Below are 24,906 nucleotides of genomic sequence, written 5' to 3' on the forward strand. Positions count from 1 at the left end.
CCTTACAACGCCGACACAGCCCTCGCCGAAGTGCGTTGTATGGCCTGGGGGGGTTGCCCGAATGCCCGCAGAAAGGCCTGGCGCATGCGTTCCCGGTCGCCGAAGCCGGTCTCGCGAGCAATGACTTCTATCGGGTGCAGCGTCGTCTCCATCAGCAAACGTGCGGCCTCGACGCGCAGGCGCTCGATGGCCTTGGCCGGCGACTGGCCGGTTTCCTCGCGAAAGACTCGACTGAATTGACGCGGACTCAGCCGTGCGGCTTCGGCCAGGGTTTCGACTGACAGGACACTGCCAAGATGCTCCCTTGCATAAGCGAGCGCCATCTGCACGCGGTCGGACTTTGCATCCAGTTCCAGGAGTGCCGAAAATTGCGATTGCCCACCACCACGGCGCTGATGCACCACCAGCTTGCGCGCGACCATGCGGGCAGTCTCCAATCCGAAATCCTTTTCAACGATCGCCAGGGCGAGGTCGACACCGGCGGTCATGCCCGCCGACGTCCAGATTTGCCCATCCACCACGAAGATGCGGTCTTCATCGAGCAATGCGCCGGGGTACTGCTTCTTGAACGCCTGGGCATGAAACCAATGCGTCGTGGCACGCCTGCCGTCGAGCAGACCGGCGGCAGCCAGTACGAACGCACCGGTGCAAATCGCCGCCACGCGCCTGCTCCGGCTTGGCGCCTGGCGTATGTAGTCAAGCAGGCTGGCACCCGGCAGACGACAGTCATTGGCACCGGCGACAATGAGTGTGTCATAGGTCGAGTCCTGAAGCCGGTCGGTATTGACGGAAAAACCCTGGGACGTCATCACCGGCCCCCCGCCTTCAGAAACCAGGCGGAAGTGATAGACCCTCTCCCCGCGCAAGAGATTCACATATTCGAAAACGCTCGCAACGGCGAGCCCCAGAGACTGGAAATCCGGATAAACGACGAGTCCGACAGTGTGCATGATGGTCTCTCAAACGCAGCTCATGACGCCCGGCAGGCGACTCCCTGCAAGGACCGGTGCAACGAGATATGATGGCATGAATCATTGCATATATGTCATTGAGGACGCGCCGCGTCAAATCCAGAATGACTACCGACCCGACATCCCGTCGGGCAAGCATTCTGAAAGAGAGACGACCATGACTTCCTCCGATATCTCCCCCAAAGGCACGGCGCTGATCACCGGGGCCTCCACCGGCATCGGCGCGGTCTATGCCGACCGCCTGGCCAAGCGTGGCTATGACCTGATCCTGGTGGCTCGCAACGCCGATCGCCTGAAGACATTGGCCGACCGCCTGGCGACGCAGACCGGCCGCTCGGTGAAGACCCTGACGGCGGATCTCAACGACAAGGCCGCACGCTCGACCATCGAGAGCGTCCTGCGCGACGACAACCGCATCACCCTGCTGGTGAACAACGCCGGCGTCGGCTCGGTGGCTTCGATACTCAATAGCGATGTCGACGAAATGCAAGCAATGATCGACCTGAATATCACCGCGCTGACACGCCTGACTTATGCCGTGGCGCCAGTATTCGCTGCCAGGGGCTCGGGCACGATCATCAATATCAGCTCGGTTGTCGGCATCGCCGTCGAACTGCTGAACGGCGTCTACAGTGCCTCGAAGTCCTACGTCCTGAGCTTCGGCCACGCACTGCAACGCGACCTCGCCGACAAGGGCGTGCGCATCCAGACGGTCCTGCCGGCGGCGACGGCCACCGAGTTCTGGGATGTGGCGGGCTACGCCAAACAGAAAGAGGCGGCCAGCACGATGACCGCCGAGGATCTGGTCGACGCGGCACTGGCCGGACTCGATCAAGGCGAACTAGTGACCATCCCGACGTTGCAGGACAACACGGACTGGACACGCTGGGAAGCGGATCGCCGCGCGCTGGCGCCAAGCTTCGCCAACGCCAGGCCCGCTCCACGTTATGCCCTGTCGCCCGGGCAGGCCTGAGCCCACAGGGAAAACAGGCCATCCAACTCACCGCTGAGCTAGAGAAGGATCTCGATATCGGCGGTGGGAAACGCCACGCAGGAATAGAACCAGTCGAAATCACGATCGGACTTGCGCAGGTGCGCCTCCCGGGGGTTGAACACCGACCCGGACACCAGCTTGACCCGACACAGGCTGCATTCACCGGAACGACAGGCGTTCTCGGCGAAATAGCCGTTGCGCTCCAGGGCATTGAGCAACGGCTCTCCCACCCGGCTCTTGAAAGCGCCACGACCTTGCACGGTCACCAGCACCTCATCGTCCAGTGTTACGCCTTCCGGCCAGCCGGGTTGCTCGTGCGGTGCCTTGGGCGCACCGTTGGCCTCGACCCGGATGCGCCGACGCTTGACGCCCAGCGCCGTGAGCAGCTCGATGCAGTGGTCGTTGAACGGCGTCGGACCGCAGATGTAGAACATCTTGTCGCCGAGGTCGCCCAGCAGTGCCTGCAGCAACGTCTCGTTCAGCCGCCCCGCATGGCCCCGGTAATCGGCCGGCGGACGGGAGATCACCTGGGAGAGAGTGAAGTGCTCGTGACGCCGGGCCAGGGCACGAAACGCCTCGTCGAAAATCACATCGTCAAGATGGCTGTTCACATAGACAAGATGGAAGCGATGCGCCAGGCCACGGTCGAGCAGATCCTGCAGGATGCTGCGGGCCGGCGCGGAGCCGGAACCACCGGCGAGGAACACCAGGTCATCGCCATGGTAAAGCGGGTTGTGATGAAACGTACCCATGGGCCCGGAACTGAGCAGCCGCTGACCCACCACCACCCGGTCCAGCAGGTAGTTGGAGACATAACCATCCCTCGCCCGCTTCACTGTCAGGTCGTAGTAGCCCTGCTGCGAGGGCGGCGAGGAAATCGCATAGGGCCGGGCTGTCGCGACACCGTCGATGTCCACGAACAGGTTGATGTACTGGCCGGCCAGGAACGGCGGCAGAACCTTGCGATCGACGGCGACCACCCGCAGCGTGCGGGTGCTGGAGGTCTCCTCGATGATTTCGGCGACCTCCAGTTGCAGGCGTTTCGGATGCAACTGGACGACCATGTTGCCGACTTCGCCCCTGATTTCGTAGAAGTCGCTTCCGCTCTGTTCCAGGGCCTGCTTGGCCTGCCGGGCCTCGCGGTAGCCGGCGACCAGGTCCATCAGGTTCTGTTCAGACATGCCGCACCTCCTTGACTTTCAACTGCTTGAGCACCGCCCTGGCGGTGGACTCGCCCGCCATGTAGGTCGGCTGGAAACCGCCCATGGAAGTCCACGAGCCGGCGATATAAAGCCCCGGCACCGCATCCAGGCGCTCGCGCAGCAGCGGCGAATCCTGGGTGCTCTGCTGGAAACCGTAGATGGCGCCGCCGGGGGTGTTGAGGTAGCGCATCATGGTCAGCGGCGTGGCCACTTCAACTTCCTCGATGTACTGGCGCACCTTCGGGTAGACCTTCTCGATCACTCCGATCAGCTTCTCGGCGAAGGCATACTTGGTCTGCGCATAACGCTGCGGTGGAACCGACTTCCAGACCTCGCCATATTGCAGGCACACCAGCACCACCTGGCTTTTCCCGGTGGGCGCGGCATCGGGGTCCTCGAGGTTGTAGCAGGTGAGCATCCCGCCCAGCGGCGGCTCCAGGCTGCCCATGCGCTGGTGGATCGCCTCCTCGTCGAGGGTCTCGTAGATAAAACTGGATGCCGTCTCCACGCCCAGTTCCTGTGGCGTGCAATCCAGCCCCAGGTAGATCACGAAGGCGGAAGTGCCAATGCGCCGGGAGCGGAAATCCTGCTGGACGCTCGGTGGCGGCTGGTCGAGATCCAGCAGTTCGTGGAAGGTCACCAGCGGGCTGGCGTTGGACACCACGGCGGCGCAGGTGACGGTTTCACCGCCCTCCAGGTGCACACCCCGGACCCGCCCCTCAGCGGTGATGATCCGCTCCACGGCACAGTTGAAGCGTACTTCGCCACCCGCTTCCAGGAACGACTCCACCAGCGCGGTGGACATCGCCTGGGAACCGCCCTTGATATGCCAGGGCTTGAACACCGCATAGGCGTAGATCATCGCCGCCACATCGGAAAACGGCAGCATGCTCGGCGGCACGCCGAGGTAGAGCCAGTAGGTCGCCAGGACGCTCTTGAGCCTGGCGTCATCGAAGAACTCGTCGAGCACCTCCTTCAACGGCCGAAAGCCATACTCGACGAAGTACGGACACATCGACTTGAGCGCCGCTTCACTGTTGGAGCGGCGTGCCTGGGGCAAGGTGGTGAAGCTCTCCACGGTGACCTTTTCGCAGACCAGCAGGAACCGCTCGATGGCCTCGCTCTCGGCCGGGAACAACTGCTGCAGCGTGCGCTGTATGCCCGACCAGCTCGCCGGCAGGGTGATATCGATTTCGCCGGGCACCACCAGCCGGTACAACGCGTGTTCCTGCACGAACGCCACCTTGTCCATCACCCCCAGCTTCTCGAACAGCTGGCGCATGATGAACGGCTTGTCCGGGGTCCCCAGGCCGCTGAGCTGGTGCAGGGCCACCTCGAATTCGAAGTCGCCGCGCACAAAGGACGTCGCGCAACCACCGGGAATATTGTGGCGTTCGAGCAACAGCGTCCGGCAACCGCCACGCTGCAGGGCCGTCGCCGCCGTCAATCCGGCGTTGCCGGCGCCAATTACCACGGCGTCATAGTGCTTCATGATTCACCTCAAACTTATCACCGATAAGATTCAGCTGGAAAAACCGGCCTGCAGCGGCCACCGCACTTCCGTGCGCGGCGCTTTTCGGACTGTTGGCCCGAGGATGATCCCTTCCGGCCTTGTCATGGAGCGCAAGTTAAGGGCATATCTTTACACTGTCAAGATACTTCCCCATGTTAGGATTCCCGTCTGTTACAGGCCCTGATGACGTACCTTCACCGATGACCAAGCCACCTCCCCGAACGCGCGACACCTACCATGTGGGCAACCTGGCTCCGCAATTGCTGGCGACCGCACGGGAAATGCTCGAGGAAGTCGGGCCGACCAGACTCTCCCTCAGGGCCGTATCGGAAAGGGTCGGCGTGAGTGCCACCGCGGCTTATCACCACTACGCCAATCGCGGCGAACTGATCGGCCATCTGGCGGCCCAGGGCTTTCATGAGCTGGGGCGGACCCTGGTCATCAAGGACGCCCAGAGCGCCGGCAGGCAACGGCTGCGCAACGCCACCCTCGCCTACTTCGGTTTCGCCCGGAACAACCCGGCGCTCTACCAGCTGATGTTCGGCCCGGAGTTCGCCGACAGCGGGATGATCCCGCAACTGCGCAGCGCGCGGGAGGAAGCCTTCGGCGAACTCAAGCGCATCATCGCCGAGCTGCTCGACTGCGAGGTCGACAGCGCCGAAGTGCGTCGGGCCTCACTCGCCAGTTGGTCCTACATCCATGGCCTGGCCTCGCTGGTCATCCACAACGTGCTGCACTTCCCCGCCGGGACCAGCGACGAGCGTTTTGTCGACAGCACGCTGCAAGGGCTCGAGCAGCTTTTCCAGTTGAAACGATGAATCTGACCGGGCACAACCTGTCACTCCCTGGCAGGTACTCACGCCACTTATGCCTGGCATATGAAGAATCGATTTCAACAATAAAATTCGCCTCAATAGGATGCCTTCGTTTCGAACTGAAGGTCTCCTGCCATGCTCAAGATCACCGCTCCCCGCATCCTGCACTACACCGTACTGACTACCGCACTGGCGCTCGGCACCCTCGTCGCCCCGACTGAGGCCCTTGCCGTCGCGCCCCAGGTCAAGACCCAGGCACCTGGCTTCTACCGCATCATGCTGGGAGACTTCGAGATCACCGCGCTGAACGACGGCACCATCGACGCGCCCTTCGACAAGCTGCTCAGCGAGCCCGCCGCAAAGACCACCGCAGCGCTGCACAAGGCCTTTCTCGGCGTACCGACCGAAACCTCGACCAACGCCTACCTCGTCAACACTGGCACGAGGCTCGTCCTGATCGATACCGGCGCCGGCGCGTTCTTCGGGCCGACGCTGGGCAAGCTGGTCGCGAACCTGAAGGCCGCAGGCTACACACCGGATCAGGTCGATGACGTGCTCATTACCCATATGCACCCGGACCATGTCGGCGGCCTCGTCGCCAACGGTGCCGTGGTGTTCGCCAACGCAACGATCCACGCCGATCAGCACGACGCCGATTACTGGCTCTCCAAGGCCACGCTGGATCATGCCTCGGCCGATGCCAAGAGCTTCGTGCCGGAATTCGTGAGGGACGCAATGGCCTCGCTCACCCCGTATATCGCCAGCGGAAAATTCCAGCCGTTCCAGGGCAGCGGGGAAATCCTGCCGGGCTTCAAGGCCTGGTCCAGCTATGGCCATACCGTGGGCCACACCAGCTATATCGTCGAGAGCAAAGGCCAGAAGCTGATCGTCGCCGGCGATCTTGTCCATGCCGGCGCGATACAGTTCGCCGATCCGTCGGTGACCATCGGCTTTGACACGGACAAGAAAGCCGCCTCAGCGGCCCGCGAGACGGTGTTCACCCTGGCGGCAAAAGAAGGCGCGCTGGTCGGGGCGGCACACATCTCGTTCCCCGGCCTCGGCCATCTGCGCTCTCGCGGCACCTCGTGGCAATGGGTGCCGGTGAACTACTCGACCGAATTGAAGTGACCCGCAGGCGGCCCGATCGCCACGTCGACCGGGCCCGCCTGATAGGCCTCGCGGGGAATCATGGAAATGAACTCCGACTTGAAGATGCCTTCCATTACCCGCATGAAATCCGCCGTCAACTGCGAGCGTTGCTGATGGCCGGGAAACACCATGGAAATCTCGAAGGGTATGTCCTGATCGAGTTTTCTGAAGGTAATGCCCGGGTACTTCGAGTAGGACGCCGTGAACGGATCGCAGATCGTCAGTCCAAGTCCCCCCGCAACCATACCGCAGGCCGCGTGGGCCGCCGTGGTTTCCACGGAGGAACTACCTGCCACACCGCGGGCCTCCATCGCCGACGTGATGCGTCGCTGCAACGGATTGTTCGTATTCAGCGTTATCAACCGACGGTCGTGCAAGTCATCCAGCGTGACGACATCTCCAGAGGCCAGTGCATCGTCAACCGGCATCACACACACCGCGCTGACGTGCGGCAGCGGCACCACCTGGATACCTGGATAGTCTCCAGTCGGGATCTGGACGAAGCCGATATCGATCTGGTTGGCCGATGTCAGCTCCAGGATGCCCAGCGAGTTGCGCACATCCAGGGACGTTCTGACGTCCGGGTGTTTTCGAGCGAAACGGCACACCCCTTCAGCCACCACGCTCAGCCCCAAAGTGCTCATCGACGCTATTCTCAACGTGCCCGTGCGCAGCGTTGCCAGGTCCTCGGCGACACGCTCGATTCGCTCGATTCCCTGATAGAACTTGTCGACTTCCGCATACAGGACCTGTGCTTCCGCACCGGGAATGAGGCGATTGCCTTCGCGGCGAAACAATCGAAGAGAAAGAACTATTTCAAGATCGCGGATAAGCCGGCTGACAGCCGGTTGAGTTATCTGTAGCGCTTCAGCTGCGATGGTCATGCTTCCCGTAAGCATGACCGTTCGAAAGGCTTCCAATTGGCGGGGATTCAATTTCATTGCAGCTCTCGTCCGGGTGTTGGAAGTCGCTATTCCACCAGCGTATAACATTTTGTTATGTGCGTCCAACATGTTACGGGTTTGCCATAACTGTATGACAGCGCGATGATTCAGTTGCGTAGTTTTACCTGACAGCAGTGTTCCACAATAAGTGCAGGACAACGCTGACGCAAAATAAAAAGAGGATTACTCGTGCTGAATTATACCCTACGCAGGTTATTACTCCTGCTACCGATGCTACTGGGAGTATCCATCGTGATATTCCTGGCAATGCATTTCATCCCCGGAGATCCGGCACAACTAGCCGCCGGGCCCGATGCAACGGAAGCAGATATAGCACAGATACGGAAGAACTACGGCCTCGATCAACCGCTTGCCACTCAGTACATCATTTATGTAAAGAAGATTGCCAGTGGTGACTTCGGAGAATCATTCCAGACTTTTACCCCTGTACTGGAAAGTATTGCCAGAACGCTACCCGCCACTATTGAACTGACCGCGGCAGGCATGCTGCTTGCTGTCCTCATTGGTGTTCCGCTGGGTATTGTCGCCGCGCTGAAACCCAGGGGGCTGCTGGACAGTTCATTAACCACGGTGGCCGTCCTTGGCATATCAATACCCGGATTCTTCCTGGGACTCATATTGATGCTGATATTTTCGGCAAATCTGGGCTGGCTCCCACCCACCGGCAGAGGCGGACTGCAGCACCTGATACTGCCCGCCGTCACCCTTGGCCTGCCCTACGTCGCAACGTTTTCGAGGCTGGCCCGTTCGACAATGATGGATGTGTTGAAGGAAGACTATATCCGTACCGCGTACGCAAAAGGTGTTCCCGGCTACAAGGTCATTCTGAAACACGCACTTTCCAATGCCTCCATTCCACTGGTTACGGTCTTCGGCATGGACTTCGGCCGACTACTGGGAGGCGCTGTCATTGTCGAAACCGTATTTGCCTGGCCGGGCATGGGACGACTTCTTATTGATGCGATCATGGCCCGTGATATCTATGTAGTTCAAGGCACAGTCATCGTCTTTGCGGCCGCCGTAGTTATCATCAACTTAATTGTGGACCTCGTATATGGCATCCTCGACCCTCGCATCACCTACAACTGAGGCTGATATGCCAACAGCAAAAAAGCGTCGGCCGGGTTTTATCAGCTTCCTTGTAATCCACAAGCGCTGGTTCGCCCTGGGTGCATTTATTGTAATTCTGGCAATGGTGGCCGCCGCAGTATGCGCGCCCCTGTTGTTTGATTGGGACTCGGTTACCCGGATCAATCTGTCCAGGTCGCTTATCAGCCCTGGAAGCGACTCTTTCCTGGGCACCGACCAACTTGGCCGGGACTTGCTGGGGCGAGTCTTGTGGGGCGCGCGCATCACTCTGACTGTCGCGGTTTCAAGTGTGGGTATTGCAATGATTATCGGCATCGCGGCAGGTGCATTTTGTGGCTATTACAATAATGCCCTCGCCAGCCTGGTAATGCGGGTTATGGACTCCATGATCGCATTTCCCAGAACGCTGGTGGCGATCCTGGTGATTACCGTTGCGGGCAACAGCATATTGAGCCTGACACTGGCCATCGCCATTTCAAGCATTCCTATCTACGTCCGTTTTTTTGCCGGACCGGTAATGGCGCTGCGCAACCGCGAGTTTGTACTGGCCTCGAAATCCATCGGTGTCGGCGATCTACGACTGCTGCTGGTGCATATCCTGCCAAACATCGGTTCGCTGGTGATCATCCAGGCCACTGTATCGCTGGCAGAAGCCATCCTCATTGGCTCCGGGCTCAGCTTCCTGGGTCTTGGCCCGCCCCCGCCAACGCCGGAGTGGGGTTCGATGATCGCCGAGTCACGGCCTTTGCTGACGACACATCCCTATGTGCTGTTCGCCCCCGGACTCGCCCTGGTCCTGACAATCCTGAGTTTCAACATTGTTGGCGACGCACTGCGGGACTACATAGATCCGAAATCGCGTAACGCCTGACCGAGATCGGCACGGCATAGCCGTCATGAGTTTCCACGAGAATTATCCAGCGAGAAAGATTATGGGTCGCTTGAACCGCCTGACAGTACTCATACGCAGTTTTGCTGTCCTGGGCATCATCGGATTGTCGGCAGGTTTGCCATCCGTAGCCAATGCCAAAGAGATAGGACAGCTGACCTTCGTGCAGGGATCGGATATCGATACCCTGGACCCCGCCATTTCGCGCAGTGTGCCGTCCCTCAACGTGATTGATCACCTGTTCAACCGATTGATCGCCTGGGACGGCCAGGATCGCACCAGCTTCATACCGGACCTGGCAGAGTCATGGTCCAGGTCCGAAGATGGCAAACAATGGACATTCATCCTGAAACAGGGCGTGAAGTTTCACGATGGCACCGACTTCAACGCGGATGCCGTGAAGTTCAACCTGGACAGGATTCGTGACCCCAAGCTGGGTTCACCGCATCGCTCCTACTATGCGGATATCTTGTCGGTGGAAGCAGTATCGCCGTATCAGGTACGGATCACGACAAAAAACCCTTCGCCGACCATGCTGGAACTACTGGCGAAACAATCATCGTCGATCAACAGTCCGGCAGCGGTCGCCAAGTACGGGCGAGCCTATGGACATCATCCAGTCGGTACGGGCCCCTATGTTTTTGACAGTTGGATTCCCAATGACCAGGCAGTTATTGAAAAGAACACTGCCTATTATGGAGAAAGCGCGAAGCCCGCGAAAATAGTATTCCGCCCGGTCAGGGAAGACTCTTCGCGAGTCATTGAGTTGCGCACCCGAAATGCCGATATCGCCGCCAACCTGTCACCCGAAGCCGCTATCGAATTAAAGGAACTCAACAAGTCAACATTGCTCCGGATACCCAGTACCTTCCAGGTATTCTTCGAAATGAACCTGACGAAGCCGCCATTCGATGACCCGCGCATCCGCCGGGCGGTCAGCATGGCTATTGATCGTCAAGCCCTGGTCAACAAGGTCCTGCTTGGATACGGCAAAGTTCCTACCGGCCCCTTTCCCGAAGGCACACAGGCACGACGTGCGTTTACTCCGGTGAAATATGATCCGGAGGCTGCCAGGAAGATTATCGATGAAGTCTATCCGGGTGGTTATCCGGGCACCATCGTCATGTGGACGCCGGCAGGTCGTTATACCAAGGACCGCCAGGTCGCCGAAGTGGTTCAAGGCTATCTCAATGCCGTCGGACTCAAGACCGAGTTCAAGGTATGGGAATGGGCCACCTATCAAAAGAACCTGTACCGGCCCGATTCGGGAAAAGGCACGGGAAAAGGCAGCAATGAAGCAAACATGTGGCTACTGGGCACAGGTATTTCCGATGCCGATATTCGCCTGCGCCGAAAGTTATCCAGCGGTGATCCGCAGAACCTGACGGGCTACAGCGATCCCCACGTAGACCAACTCCTCCAACTTGCTTCCCGCGAGTTGGACCCGAACAAACGCATGTCCTATTACGGCCAGATACAACAGATCCTCTGGGAACAGGACCCGGACAATCTGCCTCTCTTTGACCAGGAGCAGATTATCGGTGTGCGTAAAGACTTGAATGGCCTGGATGTCGATTACGAAGGGACCATTGATTTCAAGCGTGTAGAACTTATTGAACGGTGATTTGAAATGTCCATTGCACATGACAACGAAAGCTTGTTGACCGACGCCCGCCTGAGCGCACCTGCGGCCGAGCGCATGGTCAGGCATCACGATATCCCGGCGCTTGAAACCGAGAAGCGTCAATACCATGAGTTTGTCGAGGTTGACCTGGCTCACACCGTGATGCTGGTGGAGCAACAGATCCTTTCCAAACCGGTGGGACAAGCCATCCTGGCAGAGCTGCGCCTGATCCGGGACCTGTCGCCCGCGGACTTTCCCTTCGATGTGAAGAAAGGCAGCTTCCTGCTTCAGGTCGAATCGTACCTGTTCTCCAGGATCGGCGAAGATTCGGCAGGACAGATGCACACCGGTCGCAGCCGTATCGACCAGGGGGCAACGGTGCGGCGCCTGTACGACCGCAAGCGCATTCTTGCCGTGCTGGATCGCATCAATGAATTCCAGGTGGCACTGATCGAGAAGGCCGCGCGGCATGGCGACACGATCATGCCCGGCTATACCCACATGCAGCATGCACAGCCCTGGGTCTTCGGCCACTACCTGCTGAGCTTCACTTCAAGATTGCACGACAGCTTCAGCCGCCTGACCAACGCTTACGGCCGGGTCAATCGCAACCCGCTTGGCGCCGTGGGCCTGGCCGGTACATCCTGGCCACTGGATCGCGCTCGTACCACGCACCTGCTCGGTTTCGACAGCCTGGTCGAGAACTCCAAGCTGGGCCGTGAAGCGTGGTACGCGGCGGAGACCATCGGCGCCCTGTCATTCGTCATGGCAGACCTCAATGACCTCGCTACGGACCTGCATATCTGGTCGAGCGTCGAGTTCGCCACCGTCGAGAGCGACGACGGCTACTGTGGTACCAGCAGCATTTTCCCGCAGAAGAAAAACCCCAGCGGCCTGGAAACCATCAAGAAGGCCGCCGGTGGCTCGGTGACCTGGCTCAGTACGGCGCTGGCGACGTTCAGGTCCGAAGGAACCGGCGACCAGGCCATGCGTGACCTGCCATTGATCCATGATGCCCTGGCAATCACCGAAGGGATGCTGGACCTCTTCACCGGCATCATCGAAACCCTGGTGGTGCATGAGGACCGGATGGCGACCCTGCTCTCCGGGAGCTGGTGCACCGCCAGCAACCTCGCCGATGTCATCGTTCGAGAGCAAGGCATCTCCTTCCGCCAGGTCCACCATGTCGTGGCGCGCCTGGTCCGCAACTGCCTGCTCGCCGGTGTATCGCCTGCCATGGTAACGAGTGCGGCGCTGAACCAGGCCGCGATGGAAACCATCGGTTCGCCGCTCGAGTACACGGATGCACAGGTCCGCGACGCCCTGAACCCGCGCCGCTTCGTTGAAACCCGTGTCTCCGCGGGCGGGGTGGGCCCGGACGAGGTCAAGCGCCTGCTGTCGATCGCCAGGGACGAACTGGCGCAGGACTGCGAATGGGTGGCCACGAACAAGCTGAAGCTCGCCAGCGCCCGCGCTGACCTGGATACCGCCGTCGCGCGGATCGTCGATTGAAGGAGCGCCCCATGAACGAAAATCTGGTAGCTCGCGTCGAAAACCTGAGCGTGACCTTCGGGCCCGCCACAAACGCATCGCCTGTCGTGCGGGACGTGTCCTTCGAGGTCCGGCGCGGCCAGACGTTGGCGATCGTCGGCGAATCCGGCTCCGGCAAATCCGTGACCTCGATGGCCATGATGGGCCTGATCCAGCGGGCCGGGGGAAGAATCGTATCCGGCTCGATGCACCTGCAGACCCGCGCCAACGAGGTCATCGACCTGGTCACCGCCCCCGAGTCCGTCATGCGTCAACACCGGGGATCGTCCATGTCGATGATCTTCCAGGAACCCATGACCTCGCTGAACCCGGTCTTCAGGATCTGTTCGCAGCTCACCGAGGCCATCGTCCTGCACAAGCGCTGCAGCCGGGCAGAGGCTCAAGCCCAGGCACTGCGCATGCTGGACCTGGTACGTATTCCCGATGCGAAGCAGATCATGAATCGCTATCCCCACGAGCTTTCCGGCGGGATGCGACAACGGGTGATGATTGCCATGTCGCTGGTCTGCGAGCCGACCTTGCTGATCGCCGACGAACCGACCACCGCGCTGGACGTCACCGTCCAGGCGCAGATTCTGCGCATCATCAGGGAACTGCAGGACAGCCTGGCCATGGGCGTGATCTTCATCACCCACGACATGGGCGTGGTGGCCGAGGTCGCCGACCACGTGATGGTGATGAAAAAAGGCGAAACCGTCGAACACGGCGCCGCGAGGGAAGTTCTACAGGCGCCCCGGCAACCCTATACGCAGGCGCTGCTGGCCGCCGTGCCAAAGATCGGTGCGATGAATGGCACCCATCTGCCGGCGAAATTCCCGTTGATCGACGACCTGGCTGGCACGATCCCGGCGGACTCGGCGCCGGCCCATGAGGTTGCCCCCGACTACGAAAGCCCGCCCCTGCTCAGCGTCAAGTCGTTGTCCATCCGCTATGACCTCAAGGCCGGCCTCCTTGGCAAAGTCAGGCGTCGCGTGCATGCCGTCGAAGCCATCGACTTCGACATCTATCCGGGCGAAACGCTGGCGCTGGTGGGTGAGTCCGGCTGCGGCAAGTCCACCAGTGCCCGGGCGATTGCCGGCCTCATGCCGATCCAGGGAGGGGATATCGTGTTCGGCGGCAAGCACCTGGCCACGTTGAACAGGCACGGCCTGAAAACCCTGCGCCGGGATATTCAGATGGTCTTTCAGGATCCCTATGCATCCCTGGATCCACGCCTGACGATCGAAGACAGCCTGTTGGAACCGCTGCATGTCCATGGCATCGCCCGCGGCGCGGAAGCCCGCAGGCAAGTACGCGACCTGCTCGAACGGGTCGGGCTGCCCGCCGAATATGCCGGACGCTATCCCCACGAGTTTTCCGGAGGGCAGCGCCAGCGGATCTGTATCGCCCGAGCCCTGACGCTCTCGCCCAAACTGATCATCGCCGACGAAGCGGTTTCGGCGCTGGATGTCTCCATCCAGGCCCAAGTCATCAATCTGCTGCAGGACCTGCAGCGGGACATGGGCATTGCATTCCTGTTCATCTCCCATGACCTGGCGGTGGTCGAACGGGTCAGCCATCGGGTGGGCGTGATGTACCATGGCCGCATCGTCGAAATTGGTCCGCGTCGCTCGATCTTCGAGAATCCTCACCACGCCTACACCCAACGGTTGTTGAGCGCAGTGCCCTCGGCCGACCTCGACGTACCCAGGAAACCGTTCAGTCTGATGGAGGAGACGGTGCCCAGCAGGATCTACGATGTCGATTACCAGGCGCCGGGCATGGACTACCTGGAAGTAGCGCCCGGTCATTTTGTGGCGTCGTCCGCCCTGATGTGATCCGGTGCTTTGACCGAGGCTCGGAAAGCCGCCTGCAACCACTCGCTGAAGCCTCGGGTCAGCGAACTCTTTTCACTGTCGCGGTGAATCAGGCAGACCCAGTCGGGCCCCGGAACCGTCTGTTCGCTCAAGGGCGTCAACAGGCCATTGGCCCGTGCATTCGCCGCCAGCAACTGACTGACCAGGGCAATGCCACTGCCCGCGCACGCCGCGTCGAGCAGCAGCCCCGGATCGGAAAAATTCAATCCGTTGCTGCGCTGGCCGACGTGCTCGCCGCCCTGCACTACCCAGTGACTCCAGTCCATTTCCCGCTCGCCATGCAAGGTGGTGCGCTGCTCCACCGGCAGTGCGAGCACGTCGGGATGACAGGCCGGGTAGAAGCGATCGTTGCACAGTTCCCGGTAGCTGCATTCGGCCTGCGGGCCGAGGTCGTCGCGGATCGTCAGGTCGATGGTCTGGGTCGCCATGTCCGGCGCGTCGAAGCTGGTGAACAGCCAGAGATCGACATCGGGGTACTGCCGATGGAAATCGTTCAACCGCGGCAGCAGCCAGTGCCGGGCGAATGCCGGGGTGGTGTTGACCACCAGTTGGTTGGGCTTGCGGTACTGCTCCAGACGCCGGATCCCGACGGACAACTGCTGCAGCATCGACTGGGTCGTACTGTGCAGGTCATGCCCGGCATCGGTCAGGCTGACGCTGCGGCCGCTACGGAAAAACAGCGGCTGTTCGAGAAAGGTTTCCAGGCTGCGGATCTGCTGGCTGATGGCGGACTGGGTCAGGTGCAACTCTTCGGCCGCCTTGTGAAAACTGCCCAGGCGGGCAGCGGCTTCAAAGCCGCGCAGTGCATTCAAGGGAGGCCAATGTTTCAGCATATCGATAAGCCCTACTGATCAGTTGTGCTCTAAATCTATCGTTTGTTGCGACTTTTATGAAGCCATAGCATGGGTATCACTCCGCGATAGCGGTTTTCAGTCATAAATAATACTTAACTGAAAGGTGAGAAACATGCAGAGCAATGGCGTTCAGAGCACGGGCTGGTCGATGCCCGCAGAATGGGCCCCCCATGCGGCGACCTGGATGGTCTGGCCCCACAATCAAGCCTTGTGGGAGTCCGCCTGGGGCGTGACCCTGGCCCAGGTGCAGGTCGACTTTGCCCGTGTCGCCAATGCCATCGCCCGCTTCGAGCCGGTGAAAATGGTGGTCGATCCCTCGGCACGGGCCAGCGCTGCCGCCCGGTGCCAGGCGAACATCGAACTGATCGAACTGGCGGTCGACGACAGCTGGTGCCGCGACTCCGGGCCGAGCTTTATCTGCCATCCGCAACAGGGGCTGGCCGGGGTCAGCTGGCGCTTCAATGCCTGGGGCGGCAAGTCGGCCCACGACCTGGATGCGAGCCTGGGGCGTCGGGTCCTCGATCACCTCGGCCTGGAGGGGTTCACCACGTCCCTGGCCAACGAAGGCGGAGCGATCCACGTCGACGGCGAAGGCACGCTGATCACCACCGAGTCGGTGCTGCTCAATTCCAACCGCAATCCGGGCATGACCAAGGCCGAGATGGAGGATATCTTCACTCGCCTGCTGGGGGTGAAGAAGACCCTCTGGCTGCCGGGCGATCCGGACCATGTCACTGGCGACATGACCGACGGCCATGTCGATGGCGTCTGTGCGTTCGCCCGTCCCGGCGTCCTGCTGGTGGATGCCACCCATGAACGCGATTCCGTGTATGCCGAAGTGGTGCGGGAAAATCGTCGCGCCCTGGAACTGGCCAGCGATGCCCGGGGACGGCGTTTCGAACTGGTCGACCTGTTCGAGGCCAGCGAAGCCGTCGACAGCGACGCCGAAGTGTTCTGCGCCTCCTACACCAATTTCTACCTCGCCAACGGCGCGGTCATCATGCCGGCCTATGGCGTTGACGCCGACCAGGCGGCGGCCGTCGTGCTGGCAGAGGCGTTTCCCGGTCGCGAAGTGGTGCCGGTGCGGATCAACCACCTGGCCCATGGCGGCGGTGGCGTGCATTGCATCACCCAGCAACAGCCGGCCTGGCCGGTCAAGGAGTGATGCCATGCCCCCGCTGAAAATTGCCACGACCCAGATGCCCTGCTCCTGGGACCTCAGGCACAACCTCGATCAGGCCGAACAACTGGTGCGCGATGCCGCGGCCCGGGGCGCCCAGGTGATCCTGCTGCAGGAACTGTTCGCCACGCCGTATTTCTGTATCGAACAGGATCACAAGCACCTGGCGCTGGCCGAGGAATATCGCGACAGCAAGGTGCTCAGGCGCTTTGCCGCACTGGCCGGTGAGCTGGGCGTGGTGCTGCCGCTGAGCTGGTTCGAAAAATCCGGCAACGCCTTCTTCAATTCCTTGAGCGTGGCCGACGCCGACGGGCGCCTGCTGGGGGTCTATCGCAAGACCCACATCCCCAACGCCATCGGTTACCAGGAGAAGGAATACTTCAGCCCCGGCGATACCGGATTCCGCGTCTGGGACACCGCCTTCGGCCGCCTTGGCGTAGGGATCTGCTGGGACCAGTGGTTCCCCGAAACCGCGCGTTGCCTGGCGCTGCTCGGCGCCGAAGTACTGCTGTTTCCCACCGCCATCGGCTCGGAACCTGGGGCTGCCGCCCTGGACTCCCGCGATCACTGGCAGATGACCATGCGCGGCCATGCGGCGGCCAATATCCTGCCGGTGGTGGCTGCCAACCGCATCGGTCGCGAAGTGGCGACCACCGATGCGCAACTGCAAATGAGCTTCTATGGCTCGTCGTTTATCTGCGACCACAAGGGCAAACTGCTCGCCGAGGCCGACCGTGACAGCAGCGGCGTGCTGGTGCACAGCCTGGACCTGGGCGCGATGCGCGAAGAACGCCTGACCTGGGGCATCTACCGTGACCGCCGCCCGGAAATGTACGGAGCCCTGCTGGGGTTGGATGGTCGGCACATCAATGCGCGCTGGAACACTCAAGGGGTATGACATGAACCTGAGCCAAAAATGGCTGCTCTGCTCCCTCGGGCTGGCGCTGAGCGCCGTCCTGTCGTCGGCGTGGGCCGAGGAAAAGATCCTGCGGCTGTACAACTGGTCCGATTACTTCGCCGAGGACACCATCGCCGCGTTCACCGCCGAAACCGGGATCCAGGTGATCTACGACGTCATGGATGGCAGCGAGACACTGGAAGCCAAGCTGATGGCCGGCGGCAGCGGCTATGACCTGATCTTCCCTGGCGATACCGTTGGCGAGCGCCTGATGCATGCCGGCAGCCTGCAGCCGCTGGACCCGTCGAAGCTCACCGCCCTGAATGACATCGAGCCCGGCCTGCAGAAGCTGCGCACGCATTACCTTTACTCGAACAAGGCCACCGTGCCCTACACCTGGGGCACCATCGGCCTGACCTACAACACCGGGCAGATCGCCCAGCGCCTGCCCGATGCCCCGGTGAACAGCCTCGACCTGTTGTTCAAGCCGGAACTGGCGGCGAAGTTCGCCGACTGTGGCATCTCCATGATCGACTCACCGGACGAGGTGCTGGCAGTGGTGCTCAACTACCTCGGTCGCGATCCGCGCAGCGCCAGGCCAGAGGACCTGGCCGCCGCCAGCGGGTTGCTGCTCAAGCTGCGGCCGTACATCCGCAAGTTCCAATCGCAGCCGGTGACCGACCTGGTCAACGGCAACCTGTGCCTGTCCCTTGGCTACAGTGGTGATATGACCCAGGCACAACGGGCCGCCGATGCCGCCGGCAAACAAACCCGGTTCGACTATCACATTCCCCGCGAAGGCACGACGGTGTGGATGGACACCATGGCGATCCCCGTCGACGCCCGGCATCCGGAATACGCCTACGCCTTTATCAACTTCGTCATGCGTCCGCAGAACATGGCGGCCATCAGCAATTTCACCGGCTACCCGACCGCCAACGCCAGGGCCCGGGCGAACGTCGACCCGGTGATGCGCGACAACCCGCAGATCTACCCGGACGACGCCACCTTCGAGCGGCTGATTCCCGGCAAGGATATTCCCCAGGCCGACATGCGCGCCCGGATGCGTACCTGGACCAGGTTCAAGACCGCCGTCGTCAAGTAGGCAAAAGCCTGTACCCTCCAGCAGCCAGGAATTAACTAGCTGTTTTCAAACAAATTTATTTTCACAAGGGCTTCCCAGGGGCGGCGAAAGTTGATAAATTTCCGCCCACTCCTGCGATGACCCTTACGGGGCTGACCACAACGGGAGCCGAGTGCCAGGCACTCTTCGCAACAGCTACAGGGGCGTCGCCAAGCGGTAAGGCAGCAGGTTTTGATCCTGCCATGCGTTGGTTCGAATCCAGCCGCCCCTGCCATTTTCCTTGTGTTCATTCCGATATGACCCGACCGGCAGCCCTTGCCGAGCGTCCGGGATATCTGTCTTTACCCTCCCCTCTCTCTTCCTTGCGCCCCTCCCGCAGAGCCTTGCACGCGAACGGTTTCTCGCCAATATCGTCGGCATCCCGGCAGCTGTCGCGTGTTTTCAAAAATTAAACATATGGATATACGTATATTCGAATAATCGTATATATTACCGACGAGTACTCACTCCGAGGAGAAACCCATGAAAGTCCTGTTCATGTGCACGGCCAACAGCTGTCGCAGCGTGCTCTGCGAAGGCCTGTTCAATCACACAGCACCCGCGGGCATGAGCGCGGTCAGCTCCGGCAGCTTCCCCAGCGGGCGCCTCAACCCGCGTGCGGTCAGTACCCTGCAAGCACTCGGGGTAGACACTTCGGCGCTCTACAGCAAGGGTTCGGAAAGCTTCGCCGACACACCGCCGGACCTTGTCATCACCGTCTGCGACAAGGCTGGCGGCGAGCCCTGCCCGGTGTACTTCGGTCCCGCCATCAAGAGCCATTGGGGATTGGCTGACCCATCCGAGGTAACCGGCACCGACGCAGAGATCCAGGCCGCGTTCGATGCCACGGTGGCGCAGATCCGCCTGCGCTTCGCGGCCTTCTTCAGTCTCGATCTGCCAGCCCTCGACCCGGCAGCACTGAAGCAGGCACTGGACCGTATCGGAGCGCTCTGATGAACGACTTGAACAACGATTCCCCCGTCGATCTGCCAAGCCTGGACCTGTCCCTGCTCGACCTGCCGACACCGGAAAAACTCGCCCAGGGCGAACACCCCGGACACAAGCCACGCATCCTGCTGCTGTACGGCTCGACCCGCGAACGCTCCTTCAGTCGACTGCTGACCGAGGAAGCGGCCCGTCTGCTCGAACACATGGGCGCCGAAACGGCGATCTTCGACCCCAATGGCCTGCCCCTGCCCGATGCCGTTCCCGACGACCACCCGAAGGTGCAGGAACTGCGCGACCTGGTGCTGTGGTCCGAAGGACAGGTCTGGTGCTCGCCGGAACGCCACGGTGCCATGTCGGCAGTGTTCAAGGCGCAGATCGACTGGATTCCCCTGGCGCTCGGCGCAGTCCGTCCGACCCAGGGCAAGACCCTGGCGGTGATGCAGGTATGCGGCGGCTCGCAGTCGTTCAACACGGTGAACCAGTTGCGTGTACTGGGCCGCTGGATGCGTATGGTCACCATCCCCAATCAATCGTCCGTGCCGAAAGCCTTCCTCGAATTCGACGAGAGCGGGCGGATGAAGCCCTCTGCCTACTATGACCGCGTGATCGACGTGATGGAAGAACTGATGAAGTTCACCCTCCTGCTGCGCGGTCGCGAGCACTATCTGGTGGACCGCTACTCCGAACGCAGGGAAAGCGCCGAAGCGCTCTCCAGCCGAGTCAATCAGCGCGCTATCTGAATTGACCGGACGCCGCGGCAGGCAACCCGTCCTGAGCCGTTATTGCTTGTGCAAGTCACTGGGTTTCCAGCTCTGGTCGAAGAACGCCTGCTTGGGTCCATAGAGCCGGACGATCACCAGGAACCCCTTGCCCGGGACCGTGCGGATCCAGTTCTTGCCCGTACCCGGTGACTCGGGCCCGAAATAGATATCGGTGGAGCCGTCGCCGTTCTGCACCGGCTTGTCCATCTGGTTCAGCGACGGGAACGGCTGGCCGTTGTCCAGGCCCGAGGCGGTCAGGCCGTCATAGGCGGTCACCGACCAGAACAGGGCTGCCGGGACATTGGCCGGCAGATTGAGCTTGTAGGCCTTGGCGCCATCGAGGAAATGCCCATCGGCATCGCGCGAGGTCGCCGGGTACTTGGCCCCCGCGCCGACCAGATTCATCACCATCCCCGGGCTGTCGGAGTAGGCCGAGGTGAAGAACGCCACGCGCTGTTCGAGGTTGGTGAAGGTTCCGCTGGCCTGGAACTCGGTGTTTTCCCCGGCGAAGGTGTTCACGAACTGGCGGTCCTTGTAGTACAGCCCACCGGGCTCATTCACCAGCAGATTGTTGCTGATCACCTTGCTCATCTTGAAGGCGGTGCGTGCGGCCTGGTCGAGCAACTGGCGACGCGCGGCATCCGGCGCGAACGGCTTGCCCTTCTCGATACCGAGGGTGTGCAGGAAGCCGCGCATGTCCAGATCCGCCGGATCGACGGCTTCCGCCTCGATAAAACGCGAAAGCATCTCGAAGTAGCGACCGTCCTGCGCAAACAGCATGTTCACCGGCACGCTGGTGGCATCGGGAAATTCCATCGGCAGGGCCGAATCCTTCTTGCCGAGGGGATAGATCTTCGTCCGTTCGACTTGCGCCACCGGCACGGACAAGTCCTTCGGGTCCTTGAAGAAGGTACGCCAGAACAGGAACACGTTATAGGTCCGCGAACGGTAGACGTAGCCCTCGCTGGGCATCGGACCGCTGTAGCCCGGCGGCAGGATCACATAGGTGCCACCCTTGCCCTTGTCGGGCCCGGCCAGCCCGACATCGCCACGCCAGGTCCGACCATCGAGCGTCGGACCGACCAGGGGACGCTGGAAGAAGTCATCGAACATCCCCTGCACGCCGGGCGGCGCCTCCACCACCAGCGGGCCGTACTTGTGCAGGTCCAGGTAACTCATGGCGTAGACCAGGTCGGAGTTCGGCGTGGTGACCAGGGTCTTGGCGTTGATACGTTTTTTCCATGTCGGCAGGATGTTGTAGCCGGCACCGAACTGTTTCTCCGACGCTTCCTTCATCGACCAGATATTGATCGCCGGCAATGCCCACAGGTACGACTGCACCGCACGCTGGAAGACCAACTCGTCAGCCAGGCTGCGGGAGGTCTGTTCAGTGGGGAAACCATTCTCGAACGGCAGGTTGGCCAGTTCCTCGTAACGCGAATCCGCCTGGGCGGGGATGGGCACGACCGTATCGGCCAAGGCCCAGTGTGCGGGGGTGAGTGCCAGCAGAAAAACCGCTGTCGGAAAGACTTTCGACATTGTGCTTCCTCCATCCCTGGTGGCTCAGCCTTGCGCAATACGAAGGCTGCAAGATCAGTTGCAGTCCCTGGCAGACTACTGATCAAAACTAGCAGCTAACATCCTGTTAGCCAGTCAATCGGATGGATTGGTTATGATTTGCCGTAGGGCGCGTCGACAATCAGCAGCGGATCAAGACTGCGGATACGGCTCTCGGAGTGGTAGGCGCCATCGTCGTTGTAGCGCAGATAAGCACGCCCGCACTCCAGGCACTCCCAGACGCCACACTGGTTGTAGGGGTAGTACAGCGGAGCGATCGGCGCATTGACCGACCAGTAGGAGGTGCCGTCCGGATGGTATTCATCGAGGGTGGCCTCCTCTTCCGCCAGTTCGGCCAGCGAACCGATCTGCCGCAGCTGCGCCTCGCGCAGGGAAACCGGCCATCCCTCCCAGCCGGCCAGGGATTTGGCGATGCACTGGCAGGTCTTGCTGATGGAGGCTGAGCGCTGGGCGATGTCGCGCAACGAAGGCAGGCCGAGAAGCGGTGACATGAGGGTCTTCCTGTCAGGTCATGTTCGTCGTCAGGGATGATCGAAAGCGCTCTGCAACGACACTTTTCACGTATCCCTCTCGTGATTGGAACCGTCCGCGCCCAGCACGATACCCGGCACGCTGGCAAAGTCGCCGTCCCGCAGCGAGCTGGCCGTGCGCTCCAGCAGGTAACGCGCCGGCGGCTTGCCGACCGCCTTGCGGAACATGGTAACAAAACCACTGGCGCTTTCGTAGCCGAGGTCCAGGGCCACCGTCTGCACACTCTCGCCCCGGCTCAGTCGACGCAGTGACAGGATGATATGCAACTGCCGGCGCCAGCGGCCGAAACTCACGCCGATCTCCTGCATCAGCAGCCGGCTCATGCTCCGCTCGCTCATGCCGATTCGCGTGGCCCATTCACTCATCGGGATCTTCGCCGAGGGATCGGCCAACAACTTCTGCGCCAACAACCGCAGTCGCCGCTCACGCGGCATGGGCAGGTGCAGGTCCTCCACCGGAGCCTCGCACAGCTCGTCGAGCAGGGTCGCGATCAAGCGGGCCTCGCGGCCCTCCTCGGCATACAACTGGGGAAAGCTCGCTGCCCGCAGCAGCAGTTCGCGCAGCAGCGGCGACACCGCGAGGGTGCAACAGGTGCTCGGCAGGCCCGGCACGGCATCGGGTTCGACGAACAGGCAGTAGCACTCGGTTTCGCCGGAACTGCGCGCCACATGGGGCATGTCCCCCGGTATCCACACCGCGCATTGCGGCGGGACGATCCAGACCCCGTCATCGATCTCGCAATTGAGGATGCCGCGTACCGAATACAACAGCTGTGCCTTGCGGTGATGGTGCTTGGCGTGTTCCCAGCCATCGGAGACCAGGGAGGCATTCAAGGCGTACACGGCACGGGGTATCTCATCGACCTCTCGCGAGCCCGCCGGGTCTTCGGTTGACGTGTGAATCACGGAAAGTACACCTCGGCGACTGTTCAGGCCATTGGCCGGTTTGAACAATAGTGTGGCGATATTGTGCAATGACGTCCAGCCGGACGCTGAGTATCGTGGAGTTGATCCTATCTGGAGGGACAACCCCCATGCACATCCCCACCCACATCGTTGCCATCAGTACCGTTGAAATCCAGGCCGCGGAAGGTCACTCAGCCGACTTGCAGGCTCGACTGCACGCATTGGTCGAAGCCTTGCAGGGCGACTCCGGTTGTATTGCCTACCACCTGGCACGCTGCTCTTCAGGTCGCGACGCCTGGATCATGACCGGCTACTGGAGCGCGCTGACGACCATGCAGGCGCATTTCGAACTGCCCTGCCTGACGGAGCTGTTCGCCCTGGCGAGAGAACGATTCGCCAGTGCCCTCACCTTCGGTACGTTCCGGCTCGGCACATTCGCGGCGAAGGACAACACGACAGGTCGCAGGCTCCAGCCCTGCGCCGTCACGGCGTTTCTGGAAAACTTTTGATACAAACTCTCGCCCCCCTGCGCAGCCACACACGGCCGGGATTTATAGCTATTAGCCATCAAGTGATCCATCCCACAAAAACCAACGAATTAATCCATTCGGCTGGCTAACGAAAAGTTAACTGCTAGGTTCATTTGTAGCTCGCCAAGCGCGCAGCCGGCCTTGCAACCCCCGTATTTTGTGGGGTTGAGCCACCAGGGATGGGGGGATACGATGTCGAGAGCCTTGCTTTTACCCACTTTTCTACTGGCCATGACACCCGCATTTGGAGTGTTTGCCGATAACGCCGATACCGCCAACAAGAGCAACAACCCGCTGAACCTCGCACCCGGTGCGAACCTGCAGGACTACTACACACCCAGGGTCTACGACAGCAATGTCCACACCAACGACCTGTTGCTGCGCGGCACCCTGCCGGTGGCTCCCGGCGAGTTCGTGCCCGTCCCGCAGCTGCTGCGCGCCACCCTGCCCATCAGCACCCGCCCCGATCCCCATGGCGGCTACAGCACCGGCATCGGCGACCTGAACCTGTTCGATATCTTCCTGCTCAAGACCGAAGGCGTGCAGTTGGGCATCGGCCCGCAGATCACCGCCCCGACCGCCGCCCGCGATGAACTCGGCACCGGCAAATGGCAGGCCGGCCTGGCCGCGGTGGCCATTGACGCCTCGCCCCGCGGCCTGCTCGGCGCCCTGGTGCAGTACCAGAGTTCGTTCGCCGGCGACAGCGACCGCCAACGGGTGGAAACCGCCACCCTGCAACCCTTCATCATCCATAACCTGCCCAAGGGCTGGTACCTGCGCTCCACCGGCACCTGGACCTTCGACCTGAAGAACGACACCCGCTATATCCCCATCGGCTTCGGTGTCGGCAAGGCCAGCAAGGTCGGCCACAACATCTACAACTGGTTCCTCGAACCGCAATGGACAGTGGAACGCAAGGGTGACGGCCTGCCGCAATTCACCCTGTTCGCCGGGATCAATGTCACCCTCGGAAAATAAGG

23 protein-coding genes and 1 tRNA gene are annotated in these 24,906 nt (G+C 61.2%); 16 read left to right on the forward strand and 8 right to left on the reverse strand.

The annotated features are described in order from the left end of the window. Window positions 1-2: 2 nt before the first annotated feature. On the reverse strand, window positions 3-950 hold the full coding sequence (locus HX881_RS20020) for a GlxA family transcriptional regulator (RefSeq protein ID WP_177086164.1): 948 nt from the start codon (window positions 948-950) through the stop codon (window positions 3-5). A gap of 178 nt (window positions 951-1,128) precedes the next feature. On the opposite strand from HX881_RS20020, the gene HX881_RS20025 reads away from it, so the two are divergent. Then, window positions 1,129-1,944, forward strand: a complete 816-nt coding sequence (locus HX881_RS20025; protein ID WP_177086165.1) for an SDR family NAD(P)-dependent oxidoreductase — start codon at window positions 1,129-1,131, stop codon at window positions 1,942-1,944. A gap of 38 nt (window positions 1,945-1,982) precedes the next feature. Here the strand turns inward: HX881_RS20025 and HX881_RS20030 are convergent, their stop codons facing one another. Both HX881_RS20030 and HX881_RS20035 read right to left on the reverse strand, forming a co-directional pair. Beyond that, entirely contained in the window at window positions 1,983-3,146 is a 1,164-nt protein-coding gene (locus HX881_RS20030; RefSeq protein ID WP_177086167.1) for an FAD-binding oxidoreductase, read from the reverse strand. Beyond that, the gene (locus HX881_RS20035) at window positions 3,139-4,659 is read right to left on the reverse strand and encodes a phytoene desaturase family protein (RefSeq protein ID WP_177086172.1); all 1,521 of its coding nucleotides are present in this window, start codon (window positions 4,657-4,659) and stop codon (window positions 3,139-3,141) included. Before HX881_RS20035 ends, HX881_RS20030 begins: the two co-directional genes overlap by 8 nt. A 221-nt stretch (window positions 4,660-4,880) precedes the next feature. Between HX881_RS20035 and HX881_RS20040 the strand changes: the two genes are divergently transcribed. Together HX881_RS20040 and HX881_RS20045 are read left to right on the forward strand one after the other, a co-directional pair. Continuing rightward, on the forward strand, window positions 4,881-5,498 hold the full coding sequence (locus HX881_RS20040; protein WP_177086174.1) for a TetR/AcrR family transcriptional regulator: 618 nt from the start codon (window positions 4,881-4,883) through the stop codon (window positions 5,496-5,498). Between the two features lie 132 nt (window positions 5,499-5,630). After that, entirely contained in the window at window positions 5,631-6,623 is a 993-nt protein-coding gene (locus tag HX881_RS20045; RefSeq protein ID WP_177086176.1) for an MBL fold metallo-hydrolase, read from the forward strand. On the opposite strand, the gene HX881_RS20050 is transcribed toward HX881_RS20045, so the two are convergent. Beyond that, a complete protein-coding gene (locus tag HX881_RS20050; RefSeq protein WP_177086178.1) occupies window positions 6,602-7,585 on the reverse strand; it encodes a LysR substrate-binding domain-containing protein in 984 nt (327 codons plus the stop codon). The two genes, HX881_RS20045 and HX881_RS20050, sit on opposite strands and share 22 nt — an antisense overlap. Window positions 7,586-7,777: 192 nt before the next feature. Between HX881_RS20050 and HX881_RS20055 the strand changes: the two genes are divergently transcribed. Genes HX881_RS20055 through HX881_RS20075 form a run of 5 tightly spaced genes read left to right on the forward strand, consistent with a single transcriptional unit; the run spans window position 7,778 to window position 14,579 of the window. Then, window positions 7,778-8,698: an ABC transporter permease subunit gene (locus tag HX881_RS20055; protein ID WP_177086180.1), complete on the forward strand. Its 921-nt coding sequence runs from the start codon at window positions 7,778-7,780 to the stop codon at window positions 8,696-8,698. Window positions 8,699-8,705: 7 nt separating this feature from the next. Next, the gene (locus tag HX881_RS20060) at window positions 8,706-9,569 is read left to right on the forward strand and encodes an ABC transporter permease (protein WP_177086181.1); all 864 of its coding nucleotides are present in this window, start codon (window positions 8,706-8,708) and stop codon (window positions 9,567-9,569) included. A 25-nt stretch (window positions 9,570-9,594) separates the two neighbouring features. Continuing rightward, window positions 9,595-11,211 carry an ABC transporter substrate-binding protein gene (locus HX881_RS20065; protein WP_245223102.1) on the forward strand — a complete coding sequence of 539 codons (1,617 nt, stop codon included), beginning with the start codon at window positions 9,595-9,597 and terminating at the stop codon, window positions 11,209-11,211. 6 nt (window positions 11,212-11,217) lie between these two features. Beyond that, window positions 11,218-12,723 carry an argininosuccinate lyase gene (gene argH, locus HX881_RS20070; protein WP_246356534.1) on the forward strand — a complete coding sequence of 502 codons (1,506 nt, stop codon included), beginning with the start codon at window positions 11,218-11,220 and terminating at the stop codon, window positions 12,721-12,723. Window positions 12,724-12,734: 11 nt separating this feature from the next. After that, complete coding sequence (locus tag HX881_RS20075; protein ID WP_177086183.1) at window positions 12,735-14,579, forward strand: ABC transporter ATP-binding protein; 1,845 nt, start codon at window positions 12,735-12,737, stop codon at window positions 14,577-14,579. Here the strand turns inward: HX881_RS20075 and HX881_RS20080 are convergent. After that, window positions 14,549-15,451 carry a LysR substrate-binding domain-containing protein gene (locus tag HX881_RS20080; protein WP_017129010.1) on the reverse strand — a complete coding sequence of 301 codons (903 nt, stop codon included), beginning with the start codon at window positions 15,449-15,451 and terminating at the stop codon, window positions 14,549-14,551. The genes HX881_RS20075 and HX881_RS20080 overlap by 31 nt on opposite strands. Before the next feature lie 133 nt (window positions 15,452-15,584). Here HX881_RS20080 and HX881_RS20085 point away from each other — a divergent pair, with 133 nt between their 5' ends. The 6 genes from HX881_RS20085 (at window position 15,585) to arsH (ending at window position 20,361) form a co-directional block, all read left to right on the forward strand. After that, window positions 15,585-16,637 carry an agmatine deiminase family protein gene (locus HX881_RS20085; protein ID WP_177086185.1) on the forward strand — a complete coding sequence of 351 codons (1,053 nt, stop codon included), beginning with the start codon at window positions 15,585-15,587 and terminating at the stop codon, window positions 16,635-16,637. 4 nt (window positions 16,638-16,641) lie between these two features. Next, complete coding sequence (gene aguB / locus HX881_RS20090) at window positions 16,642-17,550, forward strand: N-carbamoylputrescine amidase (RefSeq protein WP_177086187.1); 909 nt, start codon at window positions 16,642-16,644, stop codon at window positions 17,548-17,550. 1 nt (window position 17,551) lies between these two features. Beyond that, on the forward strand, window positions 17,552-18,655 hold the full coding sequence (locus tag HX881_RS20095) for an extracellular solute-binding protein (RefSeq protein WP_177086189.1): 1,104 nt from the start codon (window positions 17,552-17,554) through the stop codon (window positions 18,653-18,655). Window positions 18,656-18,833: 178 nt separating this feature from the next. After that, window positions 18,834-18,908, forward strand: a tRNA-Gln gene (locus HX881_RS20100). 248 nt (window positions 18,909-19,156) lie between these two features. Continuing rightward, the gene (locus HX881_RS20105; RefSeq protein WP_017128999.1) at window positions 19,157-19,627 is read left to right on the forward strand and encodes an arsenate reductase ArsC; all 471 of its coding nucleotides are present in this window, start codon (window positions 19,157-19,159) and stop codon (window positions 19,625-19,627) included. Then, on the forward strand, window positions 19,627-20,361 hold the full coding sequence (arsH, locus tag HX881_RS20110; protein ID WP_017128998.1) for an arsenical resistance protein ArsH: 735 nt from the start codon (window positions 19,627-19,629) through the stop codon (window positions 20,359-20,361). The genes HX881_RS20105 and arsH overlap by 1 nt, the downstream gene beginning before the upstream one ends. A 39-nt stretch (window positions 20,362-20,400) precedes the next feature. Here the strand turns inward: arsH and HX881_RS20115 are convergent, their stop codons facing one another. The 3 genes from HX881_RS20115 to HX881_RS20125 form a co-directional block, all read right to left on the reverse strand. Then, the gene (locus HX881_RS20115; protein WP_177086192.1) at window positions 20,401-21,921 is read right to left on the reverse strand and encodes a DUF1254 domain-containing protein; all 1,521 of its coding nucleotides are present in this window, start codon (window positions 21,919-21,921) and stop codon (window positions 20,401-20,403) included. Window positions 21,922-22,052: 131 nt separating this feature from the next. After that, a complete protein-coding gene (locus tag HX881_RS20120) occupies window positions 22,053-22,451 on the reverse strand; it encodes a hypothetical protein (RefSeq protein ID WP_017128996.1) in 399 nt (132 codons plus the stop codon). A gap of 66 nt (window positions 22,452-22,517) precedes the next feature. Next, window positions 22,518-23,396: an AraC family transcriptional regulator gene (locus tag HX881_RS20125; protein ID WP_177086194.1), complete on the reverse strand. Its 879-nt coding sequence runs from the start codon at window positions 23,394-23,396 to the stop codon at window positions 22,518-22,520. Between the two features lie 128 nt (window positions 23,397-23,524). Here HX881_RS20125 and HX881_RS20130 point away from each other — a divergent pair, with 128 nt between their 5' ends. Both HX881_RS20130 and HX881_RS20135 read left to right on the forward strand, forming a co-directional pair. After that, window positions 23,525-23,905, forward strand: coding sequence for an antibiotic biosynthesis monooxygenase family protein (locus HX881_RS20130; protein ID WP_017128994.1), 381 nt, complete (start codon window positions 23,525-23,527; stop codon window positions 23,903-23,905). A gap of 213 nt (window positions 23,906-24,118) precedes the next feature. Beyond that, window positions 24,119-24,904 carry a hypothetical protein gene (locus HX881_RS20135; RefSeq protein WP_042936786.1) on the forward strand — a complete coding sequence of 262 codons (786 nt, stop codon included), beginning with the start codon at window positions 24,119-24,121 and terminating at the stop codon, window positions 24,902-24,904. The last annotated feature ends 2 nt before the right edge of the window (window positions 24,905-24,906 follow it).

The organism is Pseudomonas gingeri (assembly GCF_013386115.1).
Lineage (GTDB): Bacteria > Pseudomonadota > Gammaproteobacteria > Pseudomonadales > Pseudomonadaceae > Aquipseudomonas > Aquipseudomonas gingeri.